This is a genomic window from Streptomyces sp. NPDC026246 (genome assembly GCF_055567995.1).
The window spans coordinates 17,264-40,285 of sequence record NZ_JBVHPJ010000009.1 but is presented as its reverse complement, the minus strand read 5'-3'; the positions used below and the strand labels follow the sequence as shown (position 1 = coordinate 40,285).

Annotated in this window: 20 protein-coding genes; 8 read left to right on the top strand and 12 right to left on the bottom strand. The window is 73.4% G+C overall.

What is annotated here, in order from left to right; all coding sequences use genetic code 11:
* Nucleotides 1–40 precede the first annotated feature (40 nt).
* Both purU and ACZ4M5_RS22685 read right to left on the bottom strand, forming a co-directional pair.
* On the bottom strand, nt 41–922 hold the full coding sequence (gene purU / locus ACZ4M5_RS22690; protein WP_467739549.1) for a formyltetrahydrofolate deformylase: 882 nt from the start codon (nt 920–922) through the stop codon (nt 41–43).
* Between the two features lie 119 nt (nt 923–1,041).
* On the bottom strand, nt 1,042–1,542 hold the full coding sequence (locus ACZ4M5_RS22685) for an SCO4402 family protein (protein WP_398110973.1): 501 nt from the start codon (nt 1,540–1,542) through the stop codon (nt 1,042–1,044).
* 117 nt (nt 1,543–1,659) lie between these two features.
* On the opposite strand from ACZ4M5_RS22685, the gene ACZ4M5_RS22680 reads away from it, so the two are divergent.
* Nucleotides 1,660–2,970 (top strand): ABC transporter substrate-binding protein, encoded by a 1,311-nt coding sequence (locus ACZ4M5_RS22680; protein ID WP_467739547.1) that lies wholly within the window; start codon nt 1,660–1,662, stop codon nt 2,968–2,970.
* A gap of 27 nt (nt 2,971–2,997) precedes the next feature.
* Here the strand turns inward: ACZ4M5_RS22680 and ACZ4M5_RS22675 are convergent, their stop codons facing one another.
* The gene (locus ACZ4M5_RS22675; RefSeq protein WP_467739545.1) at nt 2,998–4,653 is read right to left on the bottom strand and encodes a hypothetical protein; all 1,656 of its coding nucleotides are present in this window, start codon (nt 4,651–4,653) and stop codon (nt 2,998–3,000) included.
* 200 nt (nt 4,654–4,853) lie between these two features.
* Complete coding sequence (locus ACZ4M5_RS22670; RefSeq protein WP_467739543.1) at nt 4,854–6,239, bottom strand: transcriptional regulator; 1,386 nt, start codon at nt 6,237–6,239, stop codon at nt 4,854–4,856.
* 307 nt (nt 6,240–6,546) lie between these two features.
* Here ACZ4M5_RS22670 and ACZ4M5_RS22665 point away from each other — a divergent pair, with 307 nt between their 5' ends.
* The 3 genes from ACZ4M5_RS22665 to ACZ4M5_RS22655 all read left to right on the top strand — a co-directional run bounded on the left by ACZ4M5_RS22665 (nt 6,547) and on the right by ACZ4M5_RS22655 (nt 9,701).
* Nucleotides 6,547–7,209: a bifunctional DNA primase/polymerase gene (locus ACZ4M5_RS22665; RefSeq protein ID WP_467739874.1), complete on the top strand. Its 663-nt coding sequence runs from the start codon at nt 6,547–6,549 to the stop codon at nt 7,207–7,209.
* Between the two features lie 111 nt (nt 7,210–7,320).
* The gene (locus ACZ4M5_RS22660) at nt 7,321–8,112 is read left to right on the top strand and encodes an ABC transporter ATP-binding protein (RefSeq protein ID WP_467739541.1); all 792 of its coding nucleotides are present in this window, start codon (nt 7,321–7,323) and stop codon (nt 8,110–8,112) included.
* On the top strand, nt 8,109–9,701 hold the full coding sequence (locus ACZ4M5_RS22655; RefSeq protein WP_467739539.1) for a transporter: 1,593 nt from the start codon (nt 8,109–8,111) through the stop codon (nt 9,699–9,701). Before ACZ4M5_RS22660 ends, ACZ4M5_RS22655 begins: the two co-directional genes overlap by 4 nt.
* 36 nt (nt 9,702–9,737) lie before the next feature.
* Here ACZ4M5_RS22655 and ACZ4M5_RS22650 read toward each other — a convergent pair whose 3' ends face one another.
* Together ACZ4M5_RS22650 and ACZ4M5_RS22645 are read right to left on the bottom strand one after the other, a co-directional pair.
* Nucleotides 9,738–10,637, bottom strand: a complete 900-nt coding sequence (locus ACZ4M5_RS22650) for an alpha/beta fold hydrolase (protein ID WP_467739537.1) — start codon at nt 10,635–10,637, stop codon at nt 9,738–9,740.
* A gap of 819 nt (nt 10,638–11,456) precedes the next feature.
* Nucleotides 11,457–12,149 carry a metal-dependent transcriptional regulator gene (locus ACZ4M5_RS22645; protein ID WP_010035781.1) on the bottom strand — a complete coding sequence of 231 codons (693 nt, stop codon included), beginning with the start codon at nt 12,147–12,149 and terminating at the stop codon, nt 11,457–11,459.
* Nucleotides 12,150–12,469: 320 nt separating this feature from the next.
* Here ACZ4M5_RS22645 and ACZ4M5_RS22640 point away from each other — a divergent pair, with 320 nt between their 5' ends.
* A complete protein-coding gene (locus ACZ4M5_RS22640; RefSeq protein ID WP_467739535.1) occupies nt 12,470–13,225 on the top strand; it encodes an SIS domain-containing protein in 756 nt (251 codons plus the stop codon).
* A 39-nt stretch (nt 13,226–13,264) separates the two neighbouring features.
* Here the strand turns inward: ACZ4M5_RS22640 and ACZ4M5_RS22635 are convergent, their stop codons facing one another.
* Complete coding sequence (locus ACZ4M5_RS22635; RefSeq protein WP_467739533.1) at nt 13,265–14,737, bottom strand: PAS domain-containing protein; 1,473 nt, start codon at nt 14,735–14,737, stop codon at nt 13,265–13,267.
* A 116-nt stretch (nt 14,738–14,853) separates the two neighbouring features.
* Nucleotides 14,854–15,267 carry a RidA family protein gene (locus tag ACZ4M5_RS22630; RefSeq protein ID WP_467739531.1) on the bottom strand — a complete coding sequence of 138 codons (414 nt, stop codon included), beginning with the start codon at nt 15,265–15,267 and terminating at the stop codon, nt 14,854–14,856.
* 596 nt (nt 15,268–15,863) lie between these two features.
* Between ACZ4M5_RS22630 and iscB the strand changes: the two genes are divergently transcribed.
* Together iscB and ACZ4M5_RS22620 are read left to right on the top strand one after the other, a co-directional pair.
* Nucleotides 15,864–17,219, top strand: a complete 1,356-nt coding sequence (gene iscB, locus ACZ4M5_RS22625) for an RNA-guided endonuclease IscB (RefSeq protein WP_467739529.1) — start codon at nt 15,864–15,866, stop codon at nt 17,217–17,219.
* Between the two features lie 282 nt (nt 17,220–17,501).
* Nucleotides 17,502–18,017 (top strand): diadenosine tetraphosphate hydrolase, encoded by a 516-nt coding sequence (locus ACZ4M5_RS22620; protein WP_467739527.1) that lies wholly within the window; start codon nt 17,502–17,504, stop codon nt 18,015–18,017.
* An 18-nt stretch (nt 18,018–18,035) separates the two neighbouring features.
* On the opposite strand, the gene ACZ4M5_RS22615 is transcribed toward ACZ4M5_RS22620, so the two are convergent.
* Nucleotides 18,036–19,136, bottom strand: a complete 1,101-nt coding sequence (locus ACZ4M5_RS22615; protein ID WP_467739525.1) for a citrate synthase 2 — start codon at nt 19,134–19,136, stop codon at nt 18,036–18,038.
* A 320-nt stretch (nt 19,137–19,456) separates the two neighbouring features.
* On the opposite strand from ACZ4M5_RS22615, the gene pdxH reads away from it, so the two are divergent.
* On the top strand, nt 19,457–20,086 hold the full coding sequence (gene pdxH, locus ACZ4M5_RS22610) for a pyridoxamine 5'-phosphate oxidase (RefSeq protein ID WP_467739873.1): 630 nt from the start codon (nt 19,457–19,459) through the stop codon (nt 20,084–20,086).
* A 28-nt stretch (nt 20,087–20,114) separates the two neighbouring features.
* Here pdxH and ACZ4M5_RS22605 read toward each other — a convergent pair whose 3' ends face one another.
* The 3 genes from ACZ4M5_RS22605 to ACZ4M5_RS22595 are packed head-to-tail and all read right to left on the bottom strand — an operon-like array spanning nt 20,115 to nt 23,010.
* Nucleotides 20,115–20,726 carry a TetR/AcrR family transcriptional regulator gene (locus tag ACZ4M5_RS22605; protein ID WP_467739523.1) on the bottom strand — a complete coding sequence of 204 codons (612 nt, stop codon included), beginning with the start codon at nt 20,724–20,726 and terminating at the stop codon, nt 20,115–20,117.
* A complete protein-coding gene (locus ACZ4M5_RS22600) occupies nt 20,714–21,448 on the bottom strand; it encodes an enoyl-CoA hydratase family protein (protein ID WP_467739521.1) in 735 nt (244 codons plus the stop codon). Before ACZ4M5_RS22600 ends, ACZ4M5_RS22605 begins: the two co-directional genes overlap by 13 nt.
* On the bottom strand, nt 21,445–23,010 hold the full coding sequence (locus ACZ4M5_RS22595) for a 4-coumarate--CoA ligase family protein (RefSeq protein ID WP_467739519.1): 1,566 nt from the start codon (nt 23,008–23,010) through the stop codon (nt 21,445–21,447). The genes ACZ4M5_RS22600 and ACZ4M5_RS22595 overlap by 4 nt, the downstream gene beginning before the upstream one ends.
* Nucleotides 23,011–23,022 lie beyond the last annotated feature (12 nt).

Sequence of the window (23,022 nt, the reverse complement as noted above, 5' to 3'; positions counted from 1 at the left end):
GGCGGCGGGCACCCGCCCGCGCGCCGGGGCAGCCGGGCCCTCAGGCGAACACCACGGTCCGTCGGCCGTTGAGCAGGATCCTCCGCTCGGCGTGCCACTTCACCGCCCGCGCCAGCGCCTGGCACTCCACGTCCCGCCCGATCGCCACCAGCTGGTCCGGCGTGACGTCGTGCCCGACCCGCTCGACCTCCTGCTCGATGATCGGGCCCTCGTCGAGGTCGGCCGTCACATAGTGCGCCGTCGCCCCGATCAGCTTCACGCCCCGGGCGTGCGCCTGGTGGTACGGCTTCGCGCCCTTGAAGCTCGGCAGGAACGAGTGGTGGATGTTGATGATCCGCCCGCTCAGCTGCTTGCACAGGTCGTCCGAGAGGACCTGCATGTACCGGGCGAGCACGACCAGTTCCACGCCCTCCGCCCGCACGATCTCCAGCAGCCGCGCCTCGGCCTCGGGCTTGTTGTCCCTCGTCACCGGGATGTGGTGGAAGGGGATGTTGTAGGAGGCCACCAGCTCGGCGAAGTCGGTGTGGTTGGACACCACACCCGCGATGTCGACGGGCAGGGCCCCGATCCGGGCCCGGAACAGCAGGTCGTTCAGGCAGTGCCCGAACCTGCTGACCATCAGCACCACCCGCATCCGGTCCTCGGCCCGGTGGATCTGCCAGTCCATCTGGAACGAGTCGCCGATCGCGGCGAAGCTGGCGCGCAGCTTGTCCACGGTGACGGGCGCGTCCGCCGAGAAGTGGACCCGCATGAAGAACAGTCCCGTGTCGTGGTCGCCGAACTGCTGGCTGTCCTCGATGTTGCACCCGGTCATGAACAGGTAGCTCGACACGGCGTGCACGATGCCCTTCCTGTCCGGGCAGGAGAGGGTGAGGACGTACTGGTCGGGCGGGACCGGGGCGCTGGAGGACTGCTCGTTCATGCGGAACAGGTTCCCACAAGGGATGGCGGCACCGGCAATCGTCCCGCTCCTCGGACCAGCGGCGACGACCCGCCGGGCCGCCGCGGCGCCACCGGCCGTCCCACCCGCTCCCGAGAGCCCTAGGCGGACCTCGTCATGAGGTGCAGGACCTCCAGGCTGCGCGGCGGGAAGTCGGGCTCCTCGCCGTCACTCGCCGCGAGCCGCACATGGGCTTCCCGGGCCGCCCCGACCGCCTCCGGCCATGCCTCGTGCTCCAGGTACGCGGCGACCGGGGCGTCCGGTCCCACCTGGTGCATGATCCGCAGCACCCGCAGCACGGCCGTGTCGACCAGCGCCGCCTCCTGCGCGTCGCGGAAGATCGTGCCGACGTACTTCTCCGCCGACCAGTGGTCCAGCCAGGTGTCCTCCACCAGCCGGTACACCGCGTCGGTCACGTCGCCGTAGCCCTCCACGCCGGCCAGCCAGACGTCCCGCTGGAAGGCGGGATCGGAGAGCATGTGCAGCGCCGAGCGCACATTGCTGCGCCAGCGCCACCACGGCATGTCGTTGACAGGCATGCCGCCCATGGTGGAGGAGCGACGGCCACGACGGGAAGAGTTCTCCGAAGCTTGCACGGTCATCGATCGTACGTTCCCCTCCACATCGGTCACACCAACCCCCGCTGTTCACCTGTCCGTCACCGTCCGTTGAGCACGGGTCACTCACGGGTTGGTCGTGTGACGGAATCGTGCGGACCCATGACCGGCAGGCGACGCACCCGCAGTCCATTCCTCCCCGGCCTCCTCACCCGCCACGCCAGAAGCGGCCTGGCCACGGCGGGCGCGGCGGCCGCGTGCGCGGTGCTCCTCGCCGGCTGCGGTGTCGTCCCCGGCACCACGGGGGGAGCCGGGGACGACACCATCACCGTCATGACCTGGGCGCCGCAGGACACCCGGGCCACCAACAAGCCCGGTATGCCCGCCTTCGCCGAGGCGTACGCCCGTTGGATCAACGACCGGGGCGGGCTCAACGGCCGCAAGCTCAACGTCCTGACCTGCAACGACCACAACGACAGCGTGGCCGCCGCGAAGTGCGCGCGCCGGGCCGTCAAGGCGAACGCCGTCGCGGTGGTCGGATCGTACAGCCAGCACGCCGACTCCTTCTTCCCGTCGCTGGAGGGCGCCGGCATCCCCTACATCGGCGGCTACGGCATCACCAACGCCGAGTTCACCAGCCCCCTGTCCTACCCCGTCAACGGAGGCCAGCCCGCGCTGCTCGCCGGTCTCGGCCGGGAGCTCGCCCGCTGCGGTCCGGTCGCACTGGTCCGGCCCGACACCATCGCCGGCGACCAGCTGCCGCCGCTGCTCGACTCCGGCCTGAAGACGGGCGGCCACGAGAACTCCCGGGACCAGCGGGCGGCCGAGGACGCCACCGAGTACGACGGGCAGGCCGCGCGGGCGCTGCGCACCACGACCGCCGATCCGGACGAGCAGGGGTGCGTGGTCCCGGCGCTCGGCGACCGCAACGGCACCTTCATGGACTCCTTCCGCCGCGCCCGCGAGGCCTACCCGGACGTCCGCACGGCCACGGTGCTCGGCAGCGTCGACCAGACCGTGATCGACGCGACCGGCGGCGCCTCGGGCCCCTACGAGGGGTCCTACATCACGGGCTGGTACCCGGTGGTGACCGATGCGCGCTGGGACGGGATGAAGCGGGTGATCCGGGAGGAGGCCTTCGGCGACAACCGCGTCGACCCCGCCGACGCCGGGGTGCAGACGACGTACATCGCCTACACCGTCCTGCGCGAGGCCGTGGAGTCGCTGGGCGGCGGCCGGGTGAGCGCCGACACCCTCACCGAGGCCCTCGACGACGGGCTGAGGATCGGCACGGGCGGGCTCACGCCGACGCTGCGCTGGCAGTTCCAGGACAAGCTCGCCGGCGTCGGCTTCCCCCGCCTGGTCAACGCGAACGTGACCCTCCAGGTCGTGCGGGAGGGGCGGCTGGTGGCGGCGCGCAAGGGCTTCGTCGACACCACCCGGACGCTCCAGGACGCCGACGTGGCCTACTGAGCGGCGCCGCTTACTGAGCGGCGCCGCTCACAGCTGGGTCGGCCCGCGCTCGGTCAGGCCGTACTTCCGGGCGATGGCGTTCCACAGTCTGGCCGCCTCGGTCTTCTGGGCGCTCGCGACGCCGCTGGCCCGGTTGCCGGCCGCGGTCTGGCCGGTGACCCTGGCCTGGCCCTTCTTGCAGCCCTTCTTGCCGGCGGTCTGGTCGGCCCAGGCCGCGTAGTGGTCGTCGGCCGAGGCGGAGGCCTGCCAGGCCTTGGTCAGGGCGGTGGTCAGCGCGGCGTGGTCCGGCAGCCGGCCGACCTCGACGCCGCCGAGCCGGGTGACGAGCTGGTTGCGCTGCTTGGCGGCCTCCCGCAGGTCCTTGGCGGCCTGCGCGAGGTTGTCGCAGCGTTTGACGTCCGCGACCGCGTTGATCACGGTGCTGCGGCTGTTTCCACTGTCGGCGAGCAGCTTGTCCAGCTCGACCGCCTGCGCCCGGACCGGGTCGGCGGACGGCGAGGCGGACTCCTCCTGGGCGGGCGCGGACGCGGACGCGGCCACGGTCTTGCCGTCACCGGCGTCGTCGTCCCCGTCCCCGCCGCCGGCGAGCAGCGCGCCCGCGCCGATGCCGAGGACGGCGATGCCGATGCCCACGGCGGCGATGACGGGGACGCGTGAGCCGCCGCGCGAACGGCTCGGGGCCGCCGCCGTACGGGAGGACTGCCCACCGCCGTGCGGGGGCGGCGAGGACGCCTCGATCCGGGGCATCTGCTGCGTGGCGCCGGACGGCTCCTGGCCGCCGTCGGTGCGGAAGAGGTGCCCGAAGTCGGCGGGCGGCCGGGTGTCCGCGCCGCCGGGCACGGGCGGGATGTACCGCGTCGCCTCGGCGTCCGGGCCGGTGGACTGCGGTGTCCCCCCGGCCAGCGGTCCGGTGCCCAGGTACCGGGTGGCCTCGGGGTCCTGCGCCGCGGGTCGCTCGGGCGGCAGCGCCCCCGGCGTCACCGGCGGTATGTACTGGGTCGCCGCCTCGTCGGCGGCCGGGGGCACGGGCGGCAGGTACTGGGTCGCCGCGGCGGACCCGTCGGCCGGCACGGGCGGCAGGTACTGCGTCGCGCCCTCGTCGGGCGCCGGTGCGTGGTGCCCGGCGGGCGGCAGCGGCGCCCCGCCGCTCCCGTACCCGCCCGTGGTCCCGTACGCCTGCGGGGCCGGCCCCGCGGGGCCGCCGTAGACGTCGGCGGCGGGCGGCAGCGGGCCGTATCCCTCGGCGCGGCCGGTGTCCTGCCCGGGCAGCGGGGCCCCGCCGTGCGTGTCGTACGGGTCGGTGCCGTACGGCCCGGCGGGCTGCTGGGCGCCGTACGGGTGCGGCGCGTTCTCCGGCGGGAGCGCTCCCGGTGCCTGGGCGCCGGACGGCTGCCCGCCGTGCCACCCCTGCTGCGGCTCCGGGCCCGTCCACTGCTGCGCCTGCGGGGACTGCCAGCCCTGGTCCGGCGGCGGGGGCGGCGCCTGCTCGCCGGGCCCCCAGGGATCCCCCCACGTCTGGCCGCCCGCGGGGGCGCCCGACGAGGCGTCACGGTGACCGGACGGCGCTCCGGCCGGTCCGCCCGTCATGCCCGGCAGCAGCGGTTCGCCACCGTCCGAGGGCAGCACGATGCCTTCGCGCGCGGGGCGCGCCGAGGGCTCCTCGCCCTGTCCACTCTGCGTCACCGGGACTCCTACTAATGGGGGACCTTGTGAATCGTCGGGTCACGCTACCGGGTCCCCGGAGCCCGGTGCCACGCAGCACGGGACGTGACCTCCCGCCCTGCGCGGGCGGGAGCGGCACGGCTCACGGCCCGCCTTGCACGTCACCTCCCCCGCGTCAAACCAGCGTCACCCGTACGTTCACGCCCCGGTGGAGCAGGTGTTCACGCGGCCGCCTGCAGATCGAGGCGTGCCCCGAACTCCCGTACCACCGCCTCGTCCCGGTACGGCTCCAGCCGTTGCTGGAAGTCCTCCAGGTACTCGGCGCCCCGGTTGGACCGCAAATCCTCCAGCAGTTCGACGGCCTTCATGCCCGTGCTGCACGCCTCCTCGATCTCGCGCTGCTGCACCTGGGCCGTGGCGAGCAGCACATAGCCGATGGCCCGGCGGCGGGCCCGCGTCTCGGGGTGCCCGGTGAGCGACTCCTGCGCGCAGCGGGCCGCCGCCTCGGCCTCGCCCAGGTCCCGGTGGCAGTGCGCCAACTCGTCGGCAAGGTAGGCCTCGTCGAAGTGCGCGATCCACACCGGGTCGTCACCGGTCGCCGGATCGGCCGCCTCCAGGGCGCTCACCGCGCGCCCCGCGCAGGAGTGGGCGGCGCGTGCGTCGCCCAGGAGGGCGTGTCCGCGCGCCTCCGCGGCGTGGAACATCGATTCCGCCCGCGGGGTCACGCGCCCCCGCGCCCCCTCCTGCGCCGCCCGCGCCAACTGCGCGATCTCGCGCGGGTTCCCGAGCTGTGCGGCGAGATGGCTCATGGAGGCGGCCAGGACGTAACCGCCGTAACCGCGGTCCCCGGCGGCCTGCGCGAGCCGCAGCGCCTGGATGTAGTAGCGCTGGGCCAGGCCCGGTTGGCCCGTGTCGACGGCCATGTACCCGGCGAGCTCGGTCAGCCGGGCCACCGCGGCGAACAGGTCGCGGCCCACGGCCTCCCGGTACGACCCGGCGAGCAGCCCGGAGACCACGCTGTTGAGGTAGTGCACGACGACCGGCCGCACGTGCCCGCTGCCGTACTGGTGGTCCAGGTCCACCAGTGCCTGCGTCATCGCCCGCACGGCCTGCACGTCGGACTGCCCCACCCGCGGCCCCGCCGCGCGCGACACCTGCGCGTCCGGCGCGGAGATCAGCCAGTCCCGGCTGGGCTCGACCAGCGCGGAGGCGGCGACGGAGGAGCCGGCCAGGAAGTCCCGCCGCCCCACGTCGCTGCGCCACAGTTCGCAGACCTGCTCCACGGCCCCCAGCACCGTCGGCGAGAACTGCAGGCCCACGCCCGAGGCGAGGTTCTTGCCGTTGGCCATGCCGATCTCGTCGATCGTGACCGTACGGCCGAGCTTGCGGCCCAGCGCCTCGGCGATGATCGCCGGTGCGCGGCCCCGCGGTTGCTGCCCGCGCAGCCAGCGCGCCACCGAGGTCTTGTCGTAGCGCAGGTCGAGTCCGTGCTCGGCACCGCACATGTTGACCCGGCGGGCGAGGCCGGCGTTGGAGCATCCGGCTTCCTGGATGAGCGCCTGGAGCCGTTCGTTCGGCTGCCGGGCGACGAGCGGCCTTGCGGCCATGGCGTACCCCCTTGGCTGCGGTGCCCTGCCCTCGCACCGAGTTGACGTGTCTTCCGCGGCCGGGGTCCCTCGCACCCCGGCGAAGAGATCCGGCCGTGAAGATCAATGCCCCGCCGACCAGGCGAAAATGCGAGGCATGTGAGGATTGCCGGGGTTACGGCCTGCGCCGGCCCCACTCCTGGCTACCCACCTCGGGCCGCCGATCCTCACGCGCGCCCCCGGACATGCACCCATGCGCCCCGGCCACGGACGCGATGCCCCTCCCCGCGCACACGGGTGGGCGTAACCCCTGGTGACGACCGGAGTTGTGTTCATCGTGGAAGAGACGATCGCCGGCACCGAAGCCGCCCAGATCCCGAAGCAGCGCGGGGACTCGCTGCTGGAGACCGCTGTCCGCTACGCCGAGGAACGCCACTGGGACGTGTTCCCGGGCACCTGGCTGGAAGCAGCCGACGGAAGCCAGCGCTGCTCCTGCGGTGACGCGGCGTGCCCGGCACCCGGGTCGCACCCGGCGCGCCCCGACTGGGCGACGCAGGCGACGGGGAGCGCGACCGTGGCGCGACGGATGTGGCAGAAGCAGCCGACCGCGTCGATCCTGCTGCCGACGGGCCGGACGTTCGACGCGATCTCCGTGCCCGAGACGGCCGGGTTCCTGGCGCTGGCACGGATGGAGCGGATGGAGCTGACGCTGGGGCCGGTGACGCTCACGCCGGACCGGCGGATGGAGTTCTTCGTGCTGCCGGGGGCCGCCGCGAAACTGCCCGACCTGGTGCGGGGGCTCGGGTGGTCGGTGTCGTCGCTGGACCTGACCGTGCTGGGCGAGGGGGCGTACGTGGCCGCACCGCCCACCCGGTTCGGGTCGCGGGGGGCCGTGCAGTGGGCCTGCCGGCCCACGCCCGCGAACCGGTGGCTGCCGGACGCGGAGGAGTTGGTGTCGCCGTTGGCCTATGCGTGCGGCAGGGATCGCTGAGGGCCCCTTCCGTCCTGCGTGGTCTGTGTTCCTCGGCGGCTTCGGGTTCGCCGTGGTCGACCGCGCAGTTCCCCGCGCCCCCTGGGGCACTTCTCCACCGTAGGGTGCAGGGTGACGGAGGGAGACGTGGTGGGATCCAGTGCTGTACGGGTGCAGGGGCTCTGGAAGCGGTTCGGGCAGCAGGTCGCTGTCGCCGGGATCGATCTGGAGCTGCCCGCGGGCAAGTTCATCGGGCTCGTCGGACCGAACGGGGCCGGGAAGACCACCACCTTGTCGATGGTCACCGGGCTGCTCAGGCCCGACCAGGGGAGCGTCGAGATCGTCGGGCACGACGTGTGGCGCGACCCGGTCGAGGTCAAGGCCCGCATCGGCGTACTGCCGGAAGGACTGCGGCTGTTCGAGCGGCTGTCCGGACGCGAACTGCTGGCCTACACCGGGCGGTTGCGGGGGCTGCCCGGGGCCGAGGTCGACAAGCGGGCCACCCAGCTCCTGGACGTGCTCGACCTGGCCGGGGCGCAGCACAAGCTGGTCGTCGACTACTCGACCGGCATGCGCAAGAAGATCGGCCTCGCCACCGCTCTCCTCCACAATCCCGAAGTGCTCTTCCTCGACGAGCCGTTCGAGGGCGTCGACCCCGTCTCCGCCCAGACCATCCGCGGCGTCCTGGAGCGGTACACGGCCTCCGGCGCCACCGTGGTGTTCTCCTCCCACGTCATGGAGCTCGTCGAGTCGCTGTGCGACTGGGTCGCGGTGATGGCCGCCGGGCGGATCCGCGCCACCGGCACACTCGCCGAAGTACGCGGCGAGGCACCGTCGTTGCAGCGGGCCTTCCTCGAACTGGTCGGCGCGCAGAGCCGGGACGCCGGCTCGGACCTCGACTGGCTGGGCGGCGGGTCCCGGTGAGCAGCCCCGCGATCACTCCCGTCTTCGTCCGGCTGAAGCTGTCCCTGCTGCGCAACGGACTGCGCCAGTCCGGCGGGCGCAAGGCCGCCTACATCACCTCGGCCGTCGTCGCCCTGCTCTTCGCCGCCCTGCAGCTGGTCGGCCTGATCGCGCTGCGCGGGCACGCGCACGCCGACGCGGTGGTCGTGCTGGCGGTGGCGGTGCTGGGACTGGGCTGGGCGGTGATGCCGCTGTTCTTCCCCAGCGGCGACGAGACCCTCGACCCGACCCGGCTGGTGATGCTGCCGCTGCGGCCCCGGCCCCTGATGCGGGCGCTGCTCACCTCCTCCCTGGTGGGCATCGGCCCGCTGTTCACGCTGTGCCTGCTGGCCGGTTCCGTGGTCGCCGTGGCCCGGGGCGCTGCGGCCCTCGTGGCCGGCGTGGCGGCCGTCGTGCTGGCGCTGCTGATGTGCGTGGCGCTGGCCCGGGCCGTCGCCGCCGCCAACGTCCGGCTGCTGACCAGCCGCAAGGGACGCGACCTGGCGGTGCTCAGCGGGCTCGTCATCGCCGTCGGGGCCCAGGTGGTCAACTTCGGTGCGCAGCGCATCGGCGCCTCGGGGCTCGGCGAGCTCACCCCCGCGGCGGACGTGCTGCAGTGGGTGCCGCCCGCCTCGGCGATCGGCGCCGTGCACGCCGTCAGCGAGGGCGCCTACGGGCGCGCCGGCGCACAACTGGCGCTGACCGCCGGTGCGCTGGCCGCGCTGCTCGCTCTCTGGTCGCGGCATCTGACCCGGCTGATGACCTCGCCGGACGGATCGACCCTGCCGGCCGCCGACTCCGCCGCCCGCGAGCGGACCTCCACCGGCCTGGCCCGGCTGCTGCCGGCGGGCCGCACGGGCACCGTCATGGAGCGCAGCCTCCGGTACGTGTGGCGCGACCCGAAGACCAAGGCCGCCTGGGTGACCTCGTTGGCCATCGGGCTGATCGTGCCGGTGTTCAACGCCTGGCAGGGCACCGGCTCGGTGTACTTCGCGTGCTTCGCCGCCGGGATGCTCGGCATCCAGATGTACAACCAGTTCGGGCAGGACACCTCCGCGTTCTGGATCGTCGCCATGACGATCTCCTCGACCCGCGACGCCCTCGTCGAACTGCGCGCCCGCGCCTACGCGCTGCTGCTGATCACCCTGCCGTACGCCACCCTCGTGACGGTCCTGACCACGGCCATGCTCGGCGACTGGCGGCGGCTGCCCGAAGCGCTCGGGCTGTCCTTCGCGCTGCTCGGCGCGATGCTCGCCACCGGGGCGTGGACCTCCGCCCGCTTCCCGTACTCCATCCCGCAGGAGGGGTACAAGAACGTCGCCCCCGGGCAGACCGGGCTCGCCTGGATCTCCATCTTCGGCGGGATGGTGGCCGCCGCCCTGCTGTGCGCCCCGGTCATCGCGCTCATGATCTGGCTGAACATCAGCGCCGACGGCGACGCCTACGCCTGGCTGCTGCTGCCGGCCGGCACGGCGTACGGGGCCGCGCTCACGGCGGCGGGGCTGCGCCTGGCCGCTCCGCGCACGGCCCGGCGCCTGCCGGAGATCCTGACGGCGGTCAGCAAGGGGTGAGGCGCGGCCGGCGGCTGAGGTCCCGGCGGGGGCGCTTCAGGGCGTGGTGAGCGAGTCCAGGAACGGCTCGATCGCGGCCCGCCAGGCCTCCGGCTGGTCGTAGTGGACCAGGTGGCCGGCGTCGGCGACCTCCGCGTACTGGCCGCGGGGCAGGACCCGGACCATCTCCTGGGCCTCCGCGCGGCCCAGCTCGCCGTCCAGACCCCGCACCACCAGCGCCGGGCACCGCACCTGCGCCAGCTCCTCCCAGTGCGCGTCGTACACCCACGTCTCGCGGGAGCGGAGCATCTGCTCGGGGTCGAAGACCGGGCGCCAGCCGTCCGGGGACTCGGCCATCACCTCGGCGTAGAACTCGCCCCGGGCCGGGTTGGGCCGCTCCACCCAGGGGTCGTCCTCGCCGAACCACTTGCGGACGTCGGCGAGGGTGGCGAACGGCAGCGGCCAGGACTGGAACCACTGGTCCCACTCCCGCTGGGAGGCGGCGCCGAGCGCGGAGGCCCGCATGTCGCAGATGATCAGGCCGCGGACCAGGTCGGGACGCCGGGCGGCGAGCTGCCAGGCGGTCAGCGCGCCCATGGCGTGGCCGATCAGGACGACCGGGGCGAGCCCGAGCTGCTCCAGGGCGGCCTCGGCGTCGTCGACGTAGGCGTCGCGGGTGAACGACCCCTGCGGGGGCTTGTCGCTGCGGCCGTGGCCACGCTGGTCGAGGGCGACCGCGCGGTGACGCTCGGAGAGCCAGCGGGCGGTGGCCGCCCAGTGCGAGGCACGGCCCATCAGACCGTGCAGTAACAGCACGCCCGGGGAACCGTCCTGGACGGGATGCGCGCCCTGCGCGTCCGGGGCCGCGCCGGCCGGATCCGGCTTGGGCGGGTCGCCGAACTCCCAGGCCGCGAGGCGTACGCCACCCGTCCCGGTCACGTCGATGCGTCGCGCCATGTCCTGGCACCCCCCAAGCCTCGCTCGGACCCCGGCCCGATCGGCCGGTTCGATCCTGTGAACCGTGTTCTGCCTGCTGTGCCTTCTGCCCCGCACGGCGCCCCACGCCACTGCCCCTGCACCCGTGCCGCGCGCCGTCCGCAGACTATCGAATGCGCTTTCGAGAATGGCCGTCCGGCGGCCAACACCCCTCAATCGAGTGACCGTCCCCGGGGATTGATCGCCGTCTTCCAGGGGAGATCTTCAGCGGGGGGCGGACCGCTCGGGGAAAAACGGTCCGAGGGAATGACCCTGAGAGCTCGGGGCTCCGGGTCAGACCAGGGGAGGACAAGCCCCGGCGCCGCACGGCGCCGGGGCTCTCCACGTTCCGCCGGCACATCCTCCCGCCCCCTCCCCGGCCGGGCGACATCGCTGTCAGACCGCGGCCAAGAGCCCTCAGGTCATATGCCTCACGCCACAGCGTCGCACGGGAAGCGGGCGAGCGCTGCCCTTCGACGGACTACGGACGAGAACGGGCAAAGATCGCGCCACGCCACGGCGCCCCCAGGGGCGACGGAGGGGCAGCCACCCAGCGCGTGGGGACCGGGCCGGGCGACCACGCCCGGCGTAGGGGACCGGGCCGGGCCCCCACGCCCGGCGTACCGAGCCGCCGTGGTCATGGACCACGCCGATCTGGCGGAGCCGCCGTGGCCATGCCACCACGCCTGTGCTCCGACCCCACGCCGGGGCCGCCACGGGTGCCGCCAGCGCGGTCGGGGTGAGCCGCGGGCATCCCCCGGGGGCCCGCCGCTCAGTGGGCCCGGGCCGGCCCGCGACCGCTCAGGGCTTCGCCACGAACACGTGCGAGGCCACGTCCGACTCCAGCTCGGCCGCCTCACCACCGCTGCCGACCAGCACCCCGCCCGCCGACTCCGTCACGCTCACCACCGAGCCGGGCTGCACGCCCGCCCGCCGCAGCGTGTACATCAGCTGCGCGTCCGTCTGGATCGGCTCACCGATCCGCCGCACCACGACCGTCTTGCCCTCCGCGCCCGGGTCCAGGCTGGCCAGCGACACCATGCCCTCGTCCAGGAACGGATCCGCGCCGTCCTTCTCGCCCAGCTCCTCCAGGCCCGGGATGGGGTTGCCGTACGGCGACTCCGTCGGGTGCCGCAGCAGCTCCAGCACGCGGCGCTCCACCGCCTCGCTCATCACGTGCTCCCAGCGGCACGCCTCCGCGTGGACCTGCTCCCACTCCAGACCGATCACGTCCACGAGCAGGCACTCGGCCAGGCGGTGCTTGCGCATCACGCGCGTGGCCAGCCGGCGCCCCTCGTCCGTGAGCTCCAGATGCCGGTCGCTCGCCACGGACACCAGACCGTCCCGCTCCATCCGCGCCACGGTCTGGCTCACCGTCGGCCCGCTCTGGTCGAGCCGCTCGGCGATACGGGCGCGCATGGGGACCACACCCTCTTCCTCCAGCTCGAGGATGGTGCGGAGATACATCTCCGTGGTGTCGATCAGTCCGGACATACGTGCCCCTCGAATGAGATCTGCCGGAGGCTGGACAGCTCACCGGCGTGTGCGCTGGCCCTGCCTCCAATTCTGCCGGATACCACCGACAACCGTGCCGCGGGAGGCAAAGCCGGAAGAAGCCAGGGGTTACACGCGGTTACCCACCCCCTCGGCAGGGTACGGCCCCGCTCCCACCGCTCGGCCGCCCACCACGACCCGCGCCGGGCCCTCGGCACCCCGCACCCCGCACCCCGCACCCGGCCGTATTGACACCGCACTGGTCCAGACCGCACCGTGATGCGCGACACAACCGACGGGCCAGCCGGAAGGGACCCTTCATGAGCGACCGCGCGCCGGCCGACCAGTTCCTCGACGCCGCGATCGACCTGCTGCGCACGATCCGCGACGAGGAGGCCGACGGCATCACCGCCGCAGGAACCCTCCTCGCCGACACCGTCGCGAGCGGCGGCCGGCTCTTCGCCTTCGGCGCCGGGCACTCCTCCCTCGCCGCACAGGACCTCGTCTACCGCGCCGGCGGCCTCGCCCTGATGAACCTGCTCGTCGTGCCGGGCGCCGTCGGCGTCGACGTCATGCCCGCTCCGCTCGGCTCCGCCCTCGAACGCGTCGACGGCCTCGCCACCGCCGTCCTCGACAGCTCCCCGCTCCGCGCGGGCGACGCCCTGCTGATCATCTCGCTGTCCGGCCGCAACGCCCTCCCCGTCGAGATGGCCCAGCACGCCCGCACCCTCGGCGTGACGGTCATCGGCGTGACCTCGGTGGCCTACGCCTCCCAGACCACCTCCCGGCACAGCTCGGGCACGTACCTCAAGGACCACTGCGACCTGGTCCTCGACTCGCGGATCCCCGTCGGGGACGCCGAACTCACCCACGACGCCATCCCCGCGCCCTTCGCCCCCGCCTCCACGGTCGTCACCTCGGCCCTCCTCCAGGCCGTCATGGCCACCACCGCCACCGCCCTCGCCGACCGCGGCATCGAACCCCCGCTGCTCCGCTCCGGCAACGTCGACGGGGGCCACGACTGGAACGCCCGCGTCATGGAGCAGTACGCCGACCGGATCTTCTACCGCCACTGAGCCGTGAGGCCCGGCCCGGGCTTCGGGGCAGGGGCCGGCTCAGCCCCGGCCCGTCAGTTCCGCCAGGTCCAGGGCCGTGGCGATCCGTACCGCCACATCCTCCGCGTACATCGCGTCCGCACGCTCGAAGGCGCTGCGGCCCGCGCCCCGCAGGAACGTCACCACCCCCAGCGTCCGCCCCCGGCTGCGCAGCACCGCGCACAGCGCGTGCACCGCGTCCGGCGGCCACTGCCGGGACACCGCCCACGCCCGCGCCTCCTCCGGCCCCACGGCCCCCGCACTCGCGCGCAGCGCACCCATCCGCTCCACACACTGCAACGCCGGATGCCCCTCGGCATACCGCACGGGCATCCCCGCACGGCCGGAGAGCCTGCTCGGACCCGGCGCCCCGGAGGGCGTGGCCGCCACCCGCACCAGCCGCACCGGCCCCTCGTCCTGCACGCCGCTCCGCGCACCGGCCGACGACCCGTCGTCCGCGACCCGGTCGATCAACGCGTGGTCGGCGAACCCGGCCAGGGCGAAGTCCAGATGCACCGTGGCCGCCTCCCCCGGGTCCTCGCACTCCGCCGCAGCCCGCGACGCCCGGTGCAGCTGCTGCGCGCGGAACCTCAGCAGCGACGCCTCCTGCTCCGCCTGCTTGGACTCCGTCACGTCCTGGAACAGCCAGCCCACACCCAACGGCACCGGCTCCTCCGCCAACGGCGACGCCAGCCGCAGGAAACCGCTGCGCCAGCACCGCCGCCGCTCGCCCTCCGGCGACCGCACACTCACCCACACCTCGGCCGGCTCGGGCGGCGCCCCCTGGGCCAGCACGTGCTGCAGCGCGCTCTCCAGCTCCTCCACACCCTGCGCCAGCAGCTCCCCGAGCGGCCGGCCCAGCACCGACGTACGGCCCCTGCCCAGCGCCCGGGCCGCGTGCGCGTTCACCACGGCCGGCCGCAGATCGGCGTCGACCAGCACCACACCCCAGCCGGCGTCCTCGAACAGCGCCTCGCTCAGCGCGATCGACCGCTCCAGGTCGATCTGCGTGTGCACCTCGCTGAACGCGCAGTACACCCCCGCCGGCTTCCCGTCCGGCCCCCGCACCGCCGCCGACTGCGTGCGCACCAGCACCCGGCCGCCGTCCTTCGTCAGCAGCGCGAACTCGTGCACCTGCCGCCCCGGCGCGTGCATGACCGACAGCAGCCGGCTCTCGACCTCCTCGGCGTCCGCGCTGCGCACCGCCCAGCCGGCCAGCCCACGCCGCCCGACGGCCTCCTCCGCGCTCCAGCCGAGGATCCGCTCGGCCTCGCGGTTCCAGTGCGTCACGACCCCGTCGGCGTCGAACGCGCACAGCGCCGCGTCCATCCCGTCCAGCAGCGCGGCGAGCAGATCGGACCCGTCCGAACCGTCCCGCCCGGGCTCGTCGGGCCCCAGCTCGTCGGTGGTCCCACTACGCCGGGAAGCACTCACCTGGACCCCCTGCAGGCTGCGTCCGCACGCACGGCACGTCGGTTCGCTCCTTGCAATCATTCAACTGGAACGTGACCGGGCGCACATCGAGTTCCCACAACATTGAGGGAATCGTTGTACGGCGGCAATCCCCACGTCAACGCCCCGGGCACCGCCCCCGCGGACCGCCTCGGCCGTCAGCCGATCGACGGCGGGACCCCGCAGCCGCTGCCGCGCCGGGCCTCCACCTCGATCTCGATCCGCATCCGCGGATCGGCCAGCCCGCACACGAGCATCGTCGCCGCCGGCCGCACCTCCCCGAAGTACCTGCGCAGCACCGGCCAGCAGGGCTCGAAGTCCTCCCGGACGGGCAGCAGGTACCGCACCCGCACGACGTCCGCGAAGCAGGCCCCGGCCTCCGCGAGGGCCGCCCCGATGTTCCGCAGACACTGCTCCGCCTGCTCGACGACGTCGTCCGAGATCGTCATGTCCGCGTAGTCGAACCCGGTCGTCCCCGACACATGCACCCGGTCCCCGTCCACCACGGCCCGGGCATACCCGATCCGCTCCTCGAACACGGACCCACTGCCGATCGCCCACCGCTGCGTCATGTCCCGAACGCTAGGGCGGGGATGAGCCATGCGTCCATGGCGTACGGCGGCCCGGCGCCCCGGGAAGCGCCGCGTACGAGTAGCAGAGGACCGGCCACGAAGACGACGAAAGCCCTTCCTTCGCACCAACGGGCGATTTCACGGCTTCCCGGGCCCGTCCGAGCAGCCTGGGCGGCTACGTTCGGTGGCGTACTCGAGAAGGGAGGTCACTCGCTCCCAGGCCGTGCGGCCGCGGGTGACCAGCCCCAGTCATCACGATCCGGCGGATCAGGCAGGTGCGACCGATGACTACGTTTCCTGTGGGCGAGCCGACCCACCAGGCTGTGCTTCCTCAGCAGCCTGCTCTGGAATCCGTGAGAGCAGACACCCCCGGGAGCAGGGACGAAACGGCTCACGGACTCCCCGCCGGCGGGCGGGGCACCGGCAGGGAACCTGGGCGAGGGGAGACCGGCGGACGCGGCACCGCAGTCCGCCGGCGTCACGCCGAGAGCGCTGTTCCGGCAGCGCGTGCGGCAGAGACCGGGAGCGGTGACGCTCCCCCTGCGGACCACGTCGCGCGACCCTACCCGGGCGGCGCCGGTGCGAGCAGGGTCCTCGTGTTGTCCCGGGAGGGCCGACCGCTCATGCCCTGCCACCCCGCTCGCGCGCGTGAACTGCTGCACAGAGGGCGGGCGGCCGTCGTGCGCCACGTTCCCTTCGTGATCCGTCTGCGGGATCGCACCCGTGACGCGTCGGTGGTCGAAGGAGTGCAGCTGCGCGTCGACCCCGGTTCCAAGGGCACCGGCCTCGCACTCACCGACGAGAAGACGGAGCGGGGTGATCACGGCGGCAACGTCACCGTCCGGCGCGGTCTGCTGGCCGTCGAGCTACGGCACCGGGGTGACCGGATCCGCGCAAGCATGAGGCAGCGCGCGGGATACCGGCGCCGCAGACGCAGGGCCAATCTCCGGTACCGCTCGCCCCGGTCGGGCAACCGCGCTCGACGGGCGGGCCTGCTGCCCCCCTCGCTGCGCCACCGGGTCGAGACGACTTTCTCGCTGGCCGGTCGGCTGTGCGACTGGGCGCCCATCAGGGAGATCCACATGGAGCGCGCCGCGTTCGACACCCGCGCGCTCAGCACCAGCGGCTCTCCACACGACCCCGGGCATGGGCGCGGTCCCCAGGCAGGGAACACGGTGCGCGGCCGCCTGCGGGCGGCGTGGAGCGGGGCTTGCGCCTACTGCGGTACGTCCGGTGTGCCGCTGAACGTCGAACACGTCCGGCCCCGTAGCCGAGGGGGCTCACACCGGTGGTCCAACCTGGTCGCGGCCTGCGTTCCGTGCAACCGGGCCAAGGGCGCGCTGCCTGTGCGGCTTTTCCTGGCGCACCGTCCCGACCGTCTCGCGCTGCTCCTCCCCCAGCTCGGTGCACCGCTGGATGACGCCGCCGCCATGAACGCCACCCAGCGGCAGCTCGCCACTGCCCTGGTCACCCTCGGTAGACCCGTCCGGACGTGGACCGGCAGGCTCACCAGCGCCAACCGCGTCGCCATGGGCCTGGACAAGACGCACACCCTGGACGCGCTCTGTGTGGGACCCCTGGATCACGCGTCCGGCGATCGGATCGTGAGGGTTCCGCGGCAGACGCTCACGGCCTCGGCTACCGGGCGCGGCTCCTACGCCCGTACGACGCCGGACAGACACGGTTTCCCGCGTCTGCTGCGGACGCGCGCCAAACAACACTTCGGGTACGCCACGGGTGACCTCGTACGGGCGGTCCTGCCCACCGGCACCCGGGCCGGGACCTGGAGCGGGAGGGTCTCGGTCCGAGCCAGGGGGCAACACAGGGTCAGTACGTCCGCAGGACCGATCGACGTCTCCCACCTGCGCCTTCGCCTCCTGCAACGGGGCGACGGATACACATGGGGCATGCGGTGCGAAGCGGTCGGGTCAATCTCTCGGAAAATGGGTTGATCGGTGGCCGAGCGGTTCCTAGTGTGTGGCTCACACCGAAAGGAGGTGATCCGGAGAATGTATGAATCCCGGACGCGTGAGGTGGCTGCGGGCTAGCGGCTCGTCACCACACTCAGTGCGGTGCCGGACCAGCGTGTGATCGAAGCGCGCAGCCGGCCCAATCTCAGGCAGTCACCCGACCCGCGAGTCGCCGGTACGTCCGGCCGGCTCCTCCGCTGGAGGAACCAGACTCGCGGGTCGTCTGCGTTCTCGGTGTTCCCGGCGTTCTCGGGGGGTGTGATCGTGACCGGTGCGTGGCGTTCCGATCGGGTCGGCAGTGCTCTGCGGGGTGGGAACCCCACGGTGCTGCGCAGGCTGGAGGCGGGGTTCGCGGTGATCGGGGACGTGCAGTTCCTGCCGGGCTACTCGGTGCTGCTGACCGACGATCCCGCGGTGCAGCGGCTGTCGGAGCTGCCGCGCGGCAGGCGCCTGGCGTTCCTGGAGGGCATGGACCGGCTCGGGGAGGCCGTCGAGCGGGCCTGCCGGCGGCTGGAGCCGGGGTTCCGGCGGGTGAATCTGGAGATCCTGGGGAACACCGACCCGTTCCTGCACGCCCATGTGTGGCCGCGCTACGACTGGGAGCCGGCGGCCCTCGTACGGCGGCCCGTGTGGCTCTATCCGCGGCGGATGTGGCACGAGGAGCGGTACGCGCTCGGGGAGCGGCACGACGCGCTGCGGGCCGCTGTCGGTGAGGAGCTCGACCTGCTGGCGGGGGGCGGCACGGGTGCGGCCCCACCCGGGGAGCGGATGGGGCCGTAGGAGGGAGACGGGCCGGGGTCAGTGGGCGATGTCGCCGTAGCCCTCGATCTCGCGGGGGTTGCGGCTGCCCGGGCCGACGTAGCGGGCCGAGGGGCGGACCAGGCGGCCGGTGCGCTTCTGCTCCAGGATGTGGGCGGACCAGCCGGCCGTGCGGGCGCAGGTGAACATCGACGTGAACATGTGCGCCGGGACCTCGGCGAAGTCCAGGACGATGGCCGCCCAGAACTCGACGTTGGTGGCGAGGACGCGGTCGGGGCGGCGGGCGTGGAGTTCGGCCAGGGCCGCCTTCTCCAGGGCCTCGGCGACCTCGAAGCGGGGGGCGCCCAGTTCGCGGGCGGTGCGGCGCAGGACGCGGGCGCGGGGGTCCTCGGCGCGGTAGACGCGGTGGCCGAAGCCCATGAGGCGTTCGCCCTTGTCGAGGGCGTTCTTGACGTAGGCCTCGGCGTCGCCGGTGCGTTCGATCTCCTCGATCATGCCGAGGACGCGGGAGGGGGCGCCGCCGTGGAGGGGGCCGGACATGGCGCCCACGGCGCCGGACAGGGCGGCGGCGACGTCGGCGCCGGTGGAGGCGATGACCCGGGCGGTGAAGGTGGAGGCGTTCATGCCGTGTTCGGCGGCGCTGGTCCAGTAGGCGTCGACGGCCGCGACGTGCTTGGGGTCGGGCTCGCCGCGCCAGCGGATCATGAAGCGTTCGACGACGGACTGGGCCTTGTCGATCTCGCGCTGCGGGACCATGGGCAGGCCCTGGCCGCGCGCGGACTGGGCGACGTAGGACAGGGCCATGACGGCGGCGCGGGCGAGGTCCGCCCGGGCCTGCTCGGCGTCGATGTCGAGGAGGGGTTTGAGGCCCCAGACGGGGGCGAGCATGGCCAGCGCGGACTGGACGTCGACGCGGATGTCCCCGGAGTGGACGGGGATGGGGAAGGGTTCCGCGGGCGGCAGGCCGGGGTTGAAGGCTCCGTCGACGAGCAGGCCCCAGACGTTGCCGAAGGAGACGTGGCCGACGAGGTCCTCGATGTCGACGCCCCGGTAGCGGAGGGCGCCGCCCTCCTTGTCCGGTTCGGCGATCTCCGTCTCGAACGCGACGACTCCTTCGAGCCCGGGTACGAAGTCGGACATCAGGCGGCTCCTGGTGTGTGAGTGACAGATGGTGCGCTGCGGGGTGGGCCGAACACACCGAGTCGGTCGGCTGGCGGGCGGTTGACCGTCCGAGGGATACGCGGTCCGTGTGCGGCGACTCGCGGTCCCGGCCGGTCCCCCTGTGATGCCCCGTGCGGTCGGCGGTCATCCAACCGCAACGGCACGGAAACGATATCCCCGGGTGTCACGATTGGGGAGGGGTCGCGGCACTGAGTGCCATGCAGTGACGAAGGACACCGTCCGTACGGCAAGATGACCGGGTGACCGACCGTGACGCCGCCCCTTTCGATCTGGCCTCGATGCGCAAGCAGTACCGGGCCGACGGGCTCGCCGAGAGCGAGCTGGCCGCGAACCCCGTGGAGCAGTTCGCGCGCTGGTTCCGGCAGGCCGCGACCGAGGGCGGGCTGTTCGAGCCGAACGCGATGGTGGTCTCGACGGCCGACGCCGAGGGGCGGCCCGGTTCCCGCACGGTCCTGCTGAAGCACTTCGACGAGCAGGGTTTCGTCTTCTACACGAACTACGACTCCCGCAAGGCGCGTGACCTGGCGCAGAACCCGTACGTCTCGCTGCTGTTCCCCTGGCATCCGATGGCGCGGCAGGTGATCGTGTCGGGGGTGGCGCGGCGGACCGGGCGGGACGAGACGGCGGCGTACTTCCGGAGCCGGCCGCACGGTTCCCAGCTGGGGGCGTGGGCCAGCGCCCAGTCGTCGGTGGTCTCCACGCGGGCGGACATCGACGCGGCGTACGCGGAGCTGGCCGCGCGCTACCCGGAGGGCGAGCAGGTGCCGGTGCCCCCGCGCTGGGGCGGTTTCCGGGTGGCGCCGCAGACGGTGGAGTTCTGGCAGGGGCGCGAGAACCGCCTGCACGACCGCCTGCGCTACGTGGGGCAGCCGGACGGCAGCTGGCGGGTGGAACGCCTGAGCCCGTGAGGGTGGGGGTGCGTGCTGTCGGCCCCGCTCAGCCCAGCGCCTCCTCCAGGACGCCGGCCCATTGGGTGACCACGCGTTCCCGGCGGGGGGCGTCGTCGGTGAGGAGGTTGGCGAGGCCGAGGCCCCGGGCCATGTCGAGCAGGCCCTGGACGGTCTCGCGGACTCCGGGGACGGTTTCGTCGGCGCGGAGGAGGTCGACGGCTATGCGGTGGGTCTCGCGGCCGACCCGGGATTCGAGTTCGGTGACGCGCGGGCGCAGCTGGTCCTCGTTGGAGGCGGCGACCCACAGGTGGAGGGCCGCGCGGAACAGGGGGCCGGTGTAGAGGTCGACCAGGGCGGCGACGACGGCGCGGCGGTCGCCCGTCGCGCCGTCGGGGAAGAGGGCGCGCAGGGCGGTGGAGCGTTCCTCGGCGACGTACTCGACGGCGGCCGTGAAGAGGTCCTCGCGGGTGGGGAAGTGGTGCTGGGCGGCGCCGCGGGAGACGCCGGCGCGTTCGGCGACCACGGAGACGGTGGATCCGGCCCAGCCGTGTTCGGCGAGGCAGGCCACGGCGGCCTCCAGGAGCCGCTGCCGGGTGGCCCGGCTGCGGTCCTGCTTGGGGACTCTCTCCGCACGGTCGACCGCGCTCACACCACCCATGCCGGATCCCGTCGTTCGAGGAAGGCCGTCATCCCCTCGCGTGCCGGTGCGGAGGAGAACAGCCGGGCCGAGAGCGCGGTGAGGTGTTCCGCGTCCCGGTCGAAGGCTTCCAGCACCCTAGCCGTGAGCAGCCGTTTCGTCTCGGTCAGGGCGTCGGGGGCGGATCTGCGCAGGCCGTCGAGCATGGGGGTGAGGGCCGTGTCGACGTCGTCGGCGTGGGTGGTGAGCAGGCCGGCCGCGGTCGCTTCGGCGGCGTCGAAGGGTTCGCCGGTGAGGTAGTGGCGGGCCAGGGCGCGCGGGTCGGCGCGGGGCAGGAGCGGCAGGGAGATGACGGCGGGGGCGACGCCGATGCGGACCTCGGTGAAGGCGAAGGTGGCGGTGGTGGCGGCGACGGCGATGTCGCAGGCGGCCAGGAGGCCGAGGCCGCCCGCGCGGACGTGTCCGGTGACGCGGGCGATCACGGGTGTGGGCAGTTCGACGATCTGGCGCAGGAGGGCGACGAGGGCCTCGGGGCGCGGGGGGTCCTTCAGGTCGGCGCCGGCGCTGAAGGTGTTGCCGGTGTGGGTGAGGACGACGGCGCGGACGGCGTCGTCCTCGCCGGCGTCGGTGAGGGCGTCGGCCAGTTCGGTGACGAGGGCGGCGGACAGGGCGTTGCGGTTGGCCGGTGAGTCGAGGGTGAGGGTGTCCACGGCGCGGGTGCGTGTGCGGGTCACGAGGCTCATGTGCGCTCCCTGAGCTGTCGTCGCAGGATCTTGCCGGAGGCGGCGCGGGGGATGCCGGCGGTGAAGGTGACGCGGCGGACCCGCTTGTAGGGGGCGACGCGTTCGGCGACGTACAGCATGATGTCCGCCTCGGTGAGGGCGGCGGTGGGCTGGCGGACGACGTAGGCGTGCGGGGTCTCGTTGCCGTCGTCGTCGTAGGTGCCGATGACGGCGGCGTCGGCGACGCCCGGGTGGGTGAGGAGGAGGGCTTCGAGTTCGGCGGGGGCCACCTGGAAGCCTTTGTACTTGATGAGTTCCTTGACGCGGTCGACGACGAACAGCCAGCCCTCGTCGTCGACGTGGCCGACGTCGCCGGTGTGCAGCCAGCCGTCGGGGTCGATCATGGCGGCGGTGGCGTCGGGGCGGTCGAGGTAGCCCTTCATGATCTGTGGTCCGCGGATGAGGATCTCGCCGGATGCGCCGGCGGGGAGGTCCTTAGCGGGGTCGTCGAGGGAGACGATGCGCATCTCGGTGCCGGCGACGAGCTTGCCGACGGTGCCGGGCGGGGCGTCGCGCATGGCGTCCAGGGGGACGACGTGGGTGCCGGGCGAGAGTTCGGTCATGCCGTAGGCCTGGCCGACGGGCGGCAGGCCGAGGCGGGCGGAGCAGGCGGCGGCCAGGCGGGCGTCCAGGGGGGCGGCGGCGCTGATGATGTAGCGCAGCGACGACAGGTCGTACTGGGCGACGGCCGGGTGTTTGGCCAGGGCCAGGACGATGGGCGGGGCGACGTAGAGCGCGGTGATGCGGTGGTTCTGGATGGCCGCGAGGAACTGTTCGAGGTCGAAGCGGGGCAGGACGACGACCGTGGCGCCTTGCCGCAGGGGGGCGTTCATCAGGGCGGTGAGGCCGTAGATGTGGAAGAACGGCAGGACGGCGAGGACGCGTTCGCCGGGGCCGGCGGGGATCGCGGGGTGGAGCTGGGCGAGGTTGGTGGCGATCTGCCGGTGGGTGAGCATGACGCCCTTGGGTGTGCCGGTGGTGCCGGAGGAGTAGGGCAGGGCGGCGACGTCCTCGCCGGGGTCGATGGGGACGTGCGGTTCGGGGGCCGTGGAGGCCAGCATGTCGATCAGGGAGCGGTGGCCGGTGGCGCTGTCGCACACGAAGATCTCCCGTACGCCGCCCGCGAGTTCGGCGGCGCGCCGGGCGGTGCCGAGCAGCGGTGAGACGGTGATGATCCAGCGGGCGGCGCAGTCCGTGAGCTGTTTGGCGAACTCCTCGGCGGTGGCGAGCGGGTGCACGGTGGTGACGGTGGCGCCGGCGCGGGTGGCGGCGTAGAAGGCGGTCGGGAAGGCGATGGTGTTGGGGCTGTGCAGGGCGAGGACGTCGCCCTTGCGGACCCCGGTCTCGGCGAGGGCGGCGGCGACGCGCCGGTGGAACCGGTCCACCTGCTCGTACGTGAGGGTGGTGCCGTCGGTGCCGTCGATCAGGGCGGGGGTGGCGCCGAACTCGGCGGCCCGGGCCAGGACGGCGTCGTGGATGGGCTGGTCGACGGGCGGGACGTCTGCGTACTCGCTGCGGAACATGGCGGGTTCCTC

Coding starts and splice junctions, on each gene's coding strand:
- ACZ4M5_RS22645 (WP_010035781.1), bottom strand. CDS start 12,149: ATGTCCGGACTGATCGACACCACGGAGATGTATCTCCGCACCATCCTC.
- ACZ4M5_RS22680 (WP_467739547.1), top strand. CDS start 1,660: ATGACCGGCAGGCGACGCACCCGCAGTCCATTCCTCCCCGGCCTCCTC.
- ACZ4M5_RS22605 (WP_467739523.1), bottom strand. CDS start 20,726: ATGGGTGGTGTGAGCGCGGTCGACCGTGCGGAGAGAGTCCCCAAGCAG.
- ACZ4M5_RS22685 (WP_398110973.1), bottom strand. CDS start 1,542: ATGACCGTGCAAGCTTCGGAGAACTCTTCCCGTCGTGGCCGTCGCTCC.
- ACZ4M5_RS22630 (WP_467739531.1), bottom strand. CDS start 15,267: ATGACGCAGCGGTGGGCGATCGGCAGTGGGTCCGTGTTCGAGGAGCGG.
- ACZ4M5_RS22595 (WP_467739519.1), bottom strand. CDS start 23,010: ATGTTCCGCAGCGAGTACGCAGACGTCCCGCCCGTCGACCAGCCCATC.
- ACZ4M5_RS22640 (WP_467739535.1), top strand. CDS start 12,470: ATGAGCGACCGCGCGCCGGCCGACCAGTTCCTCGACGCCGCGATCGAC.
- pdxH (WP_467739873.1), top strand. CDS start 19,457: ATGCGCAAGCAGTACCGGGCCGACGGGCTCGCCGAGAGCGAGCTGGCC.
- ACZ4M5_RS22650 (WP_467739537.1), bottom strand. CDS start 10,637: ATGGCGCGACGCATCGACGTGACCGGGACGGGTGGCGTACGCCTCGCG.
- purU (WP_467739549.1), bottom strand. CDS start 922: ATGAACGAGCAGTCCTCCAGCGCCCCGGTCCCGCCCGACCAGTACGTC.
- ACZ4M5_RS22615 (WP_467739525.1), bottom strand. CDS start 19,136: ATGTCCGACTTCGTACCCGGGCTCGAAGGAGTCGTCGCGTTCGAGACG.
- ACZ4M5_RS22635 (WP_467739533.1), bottom strand. CDS start 14,737: ATGATTGCAAGGAGCGAACCGACGTGCCGTGCGTGCGGACGCAGCCTG.
- ACZ4M5_RS22600 (WP_467739521.1), bottom strand. CDS start 21,448: ATGAGCCTCGTGACCCGCACACGCACCCGCGCCGTGGACACCCTCACC.
- ACZ4M5_RS22670 (WP_467739543.1), bottom strand. CDS start 6,239: ATGGCCGCAAGGCCGCTCGTCGCCCGGCAGCCGAACGAACGGCTCCAG.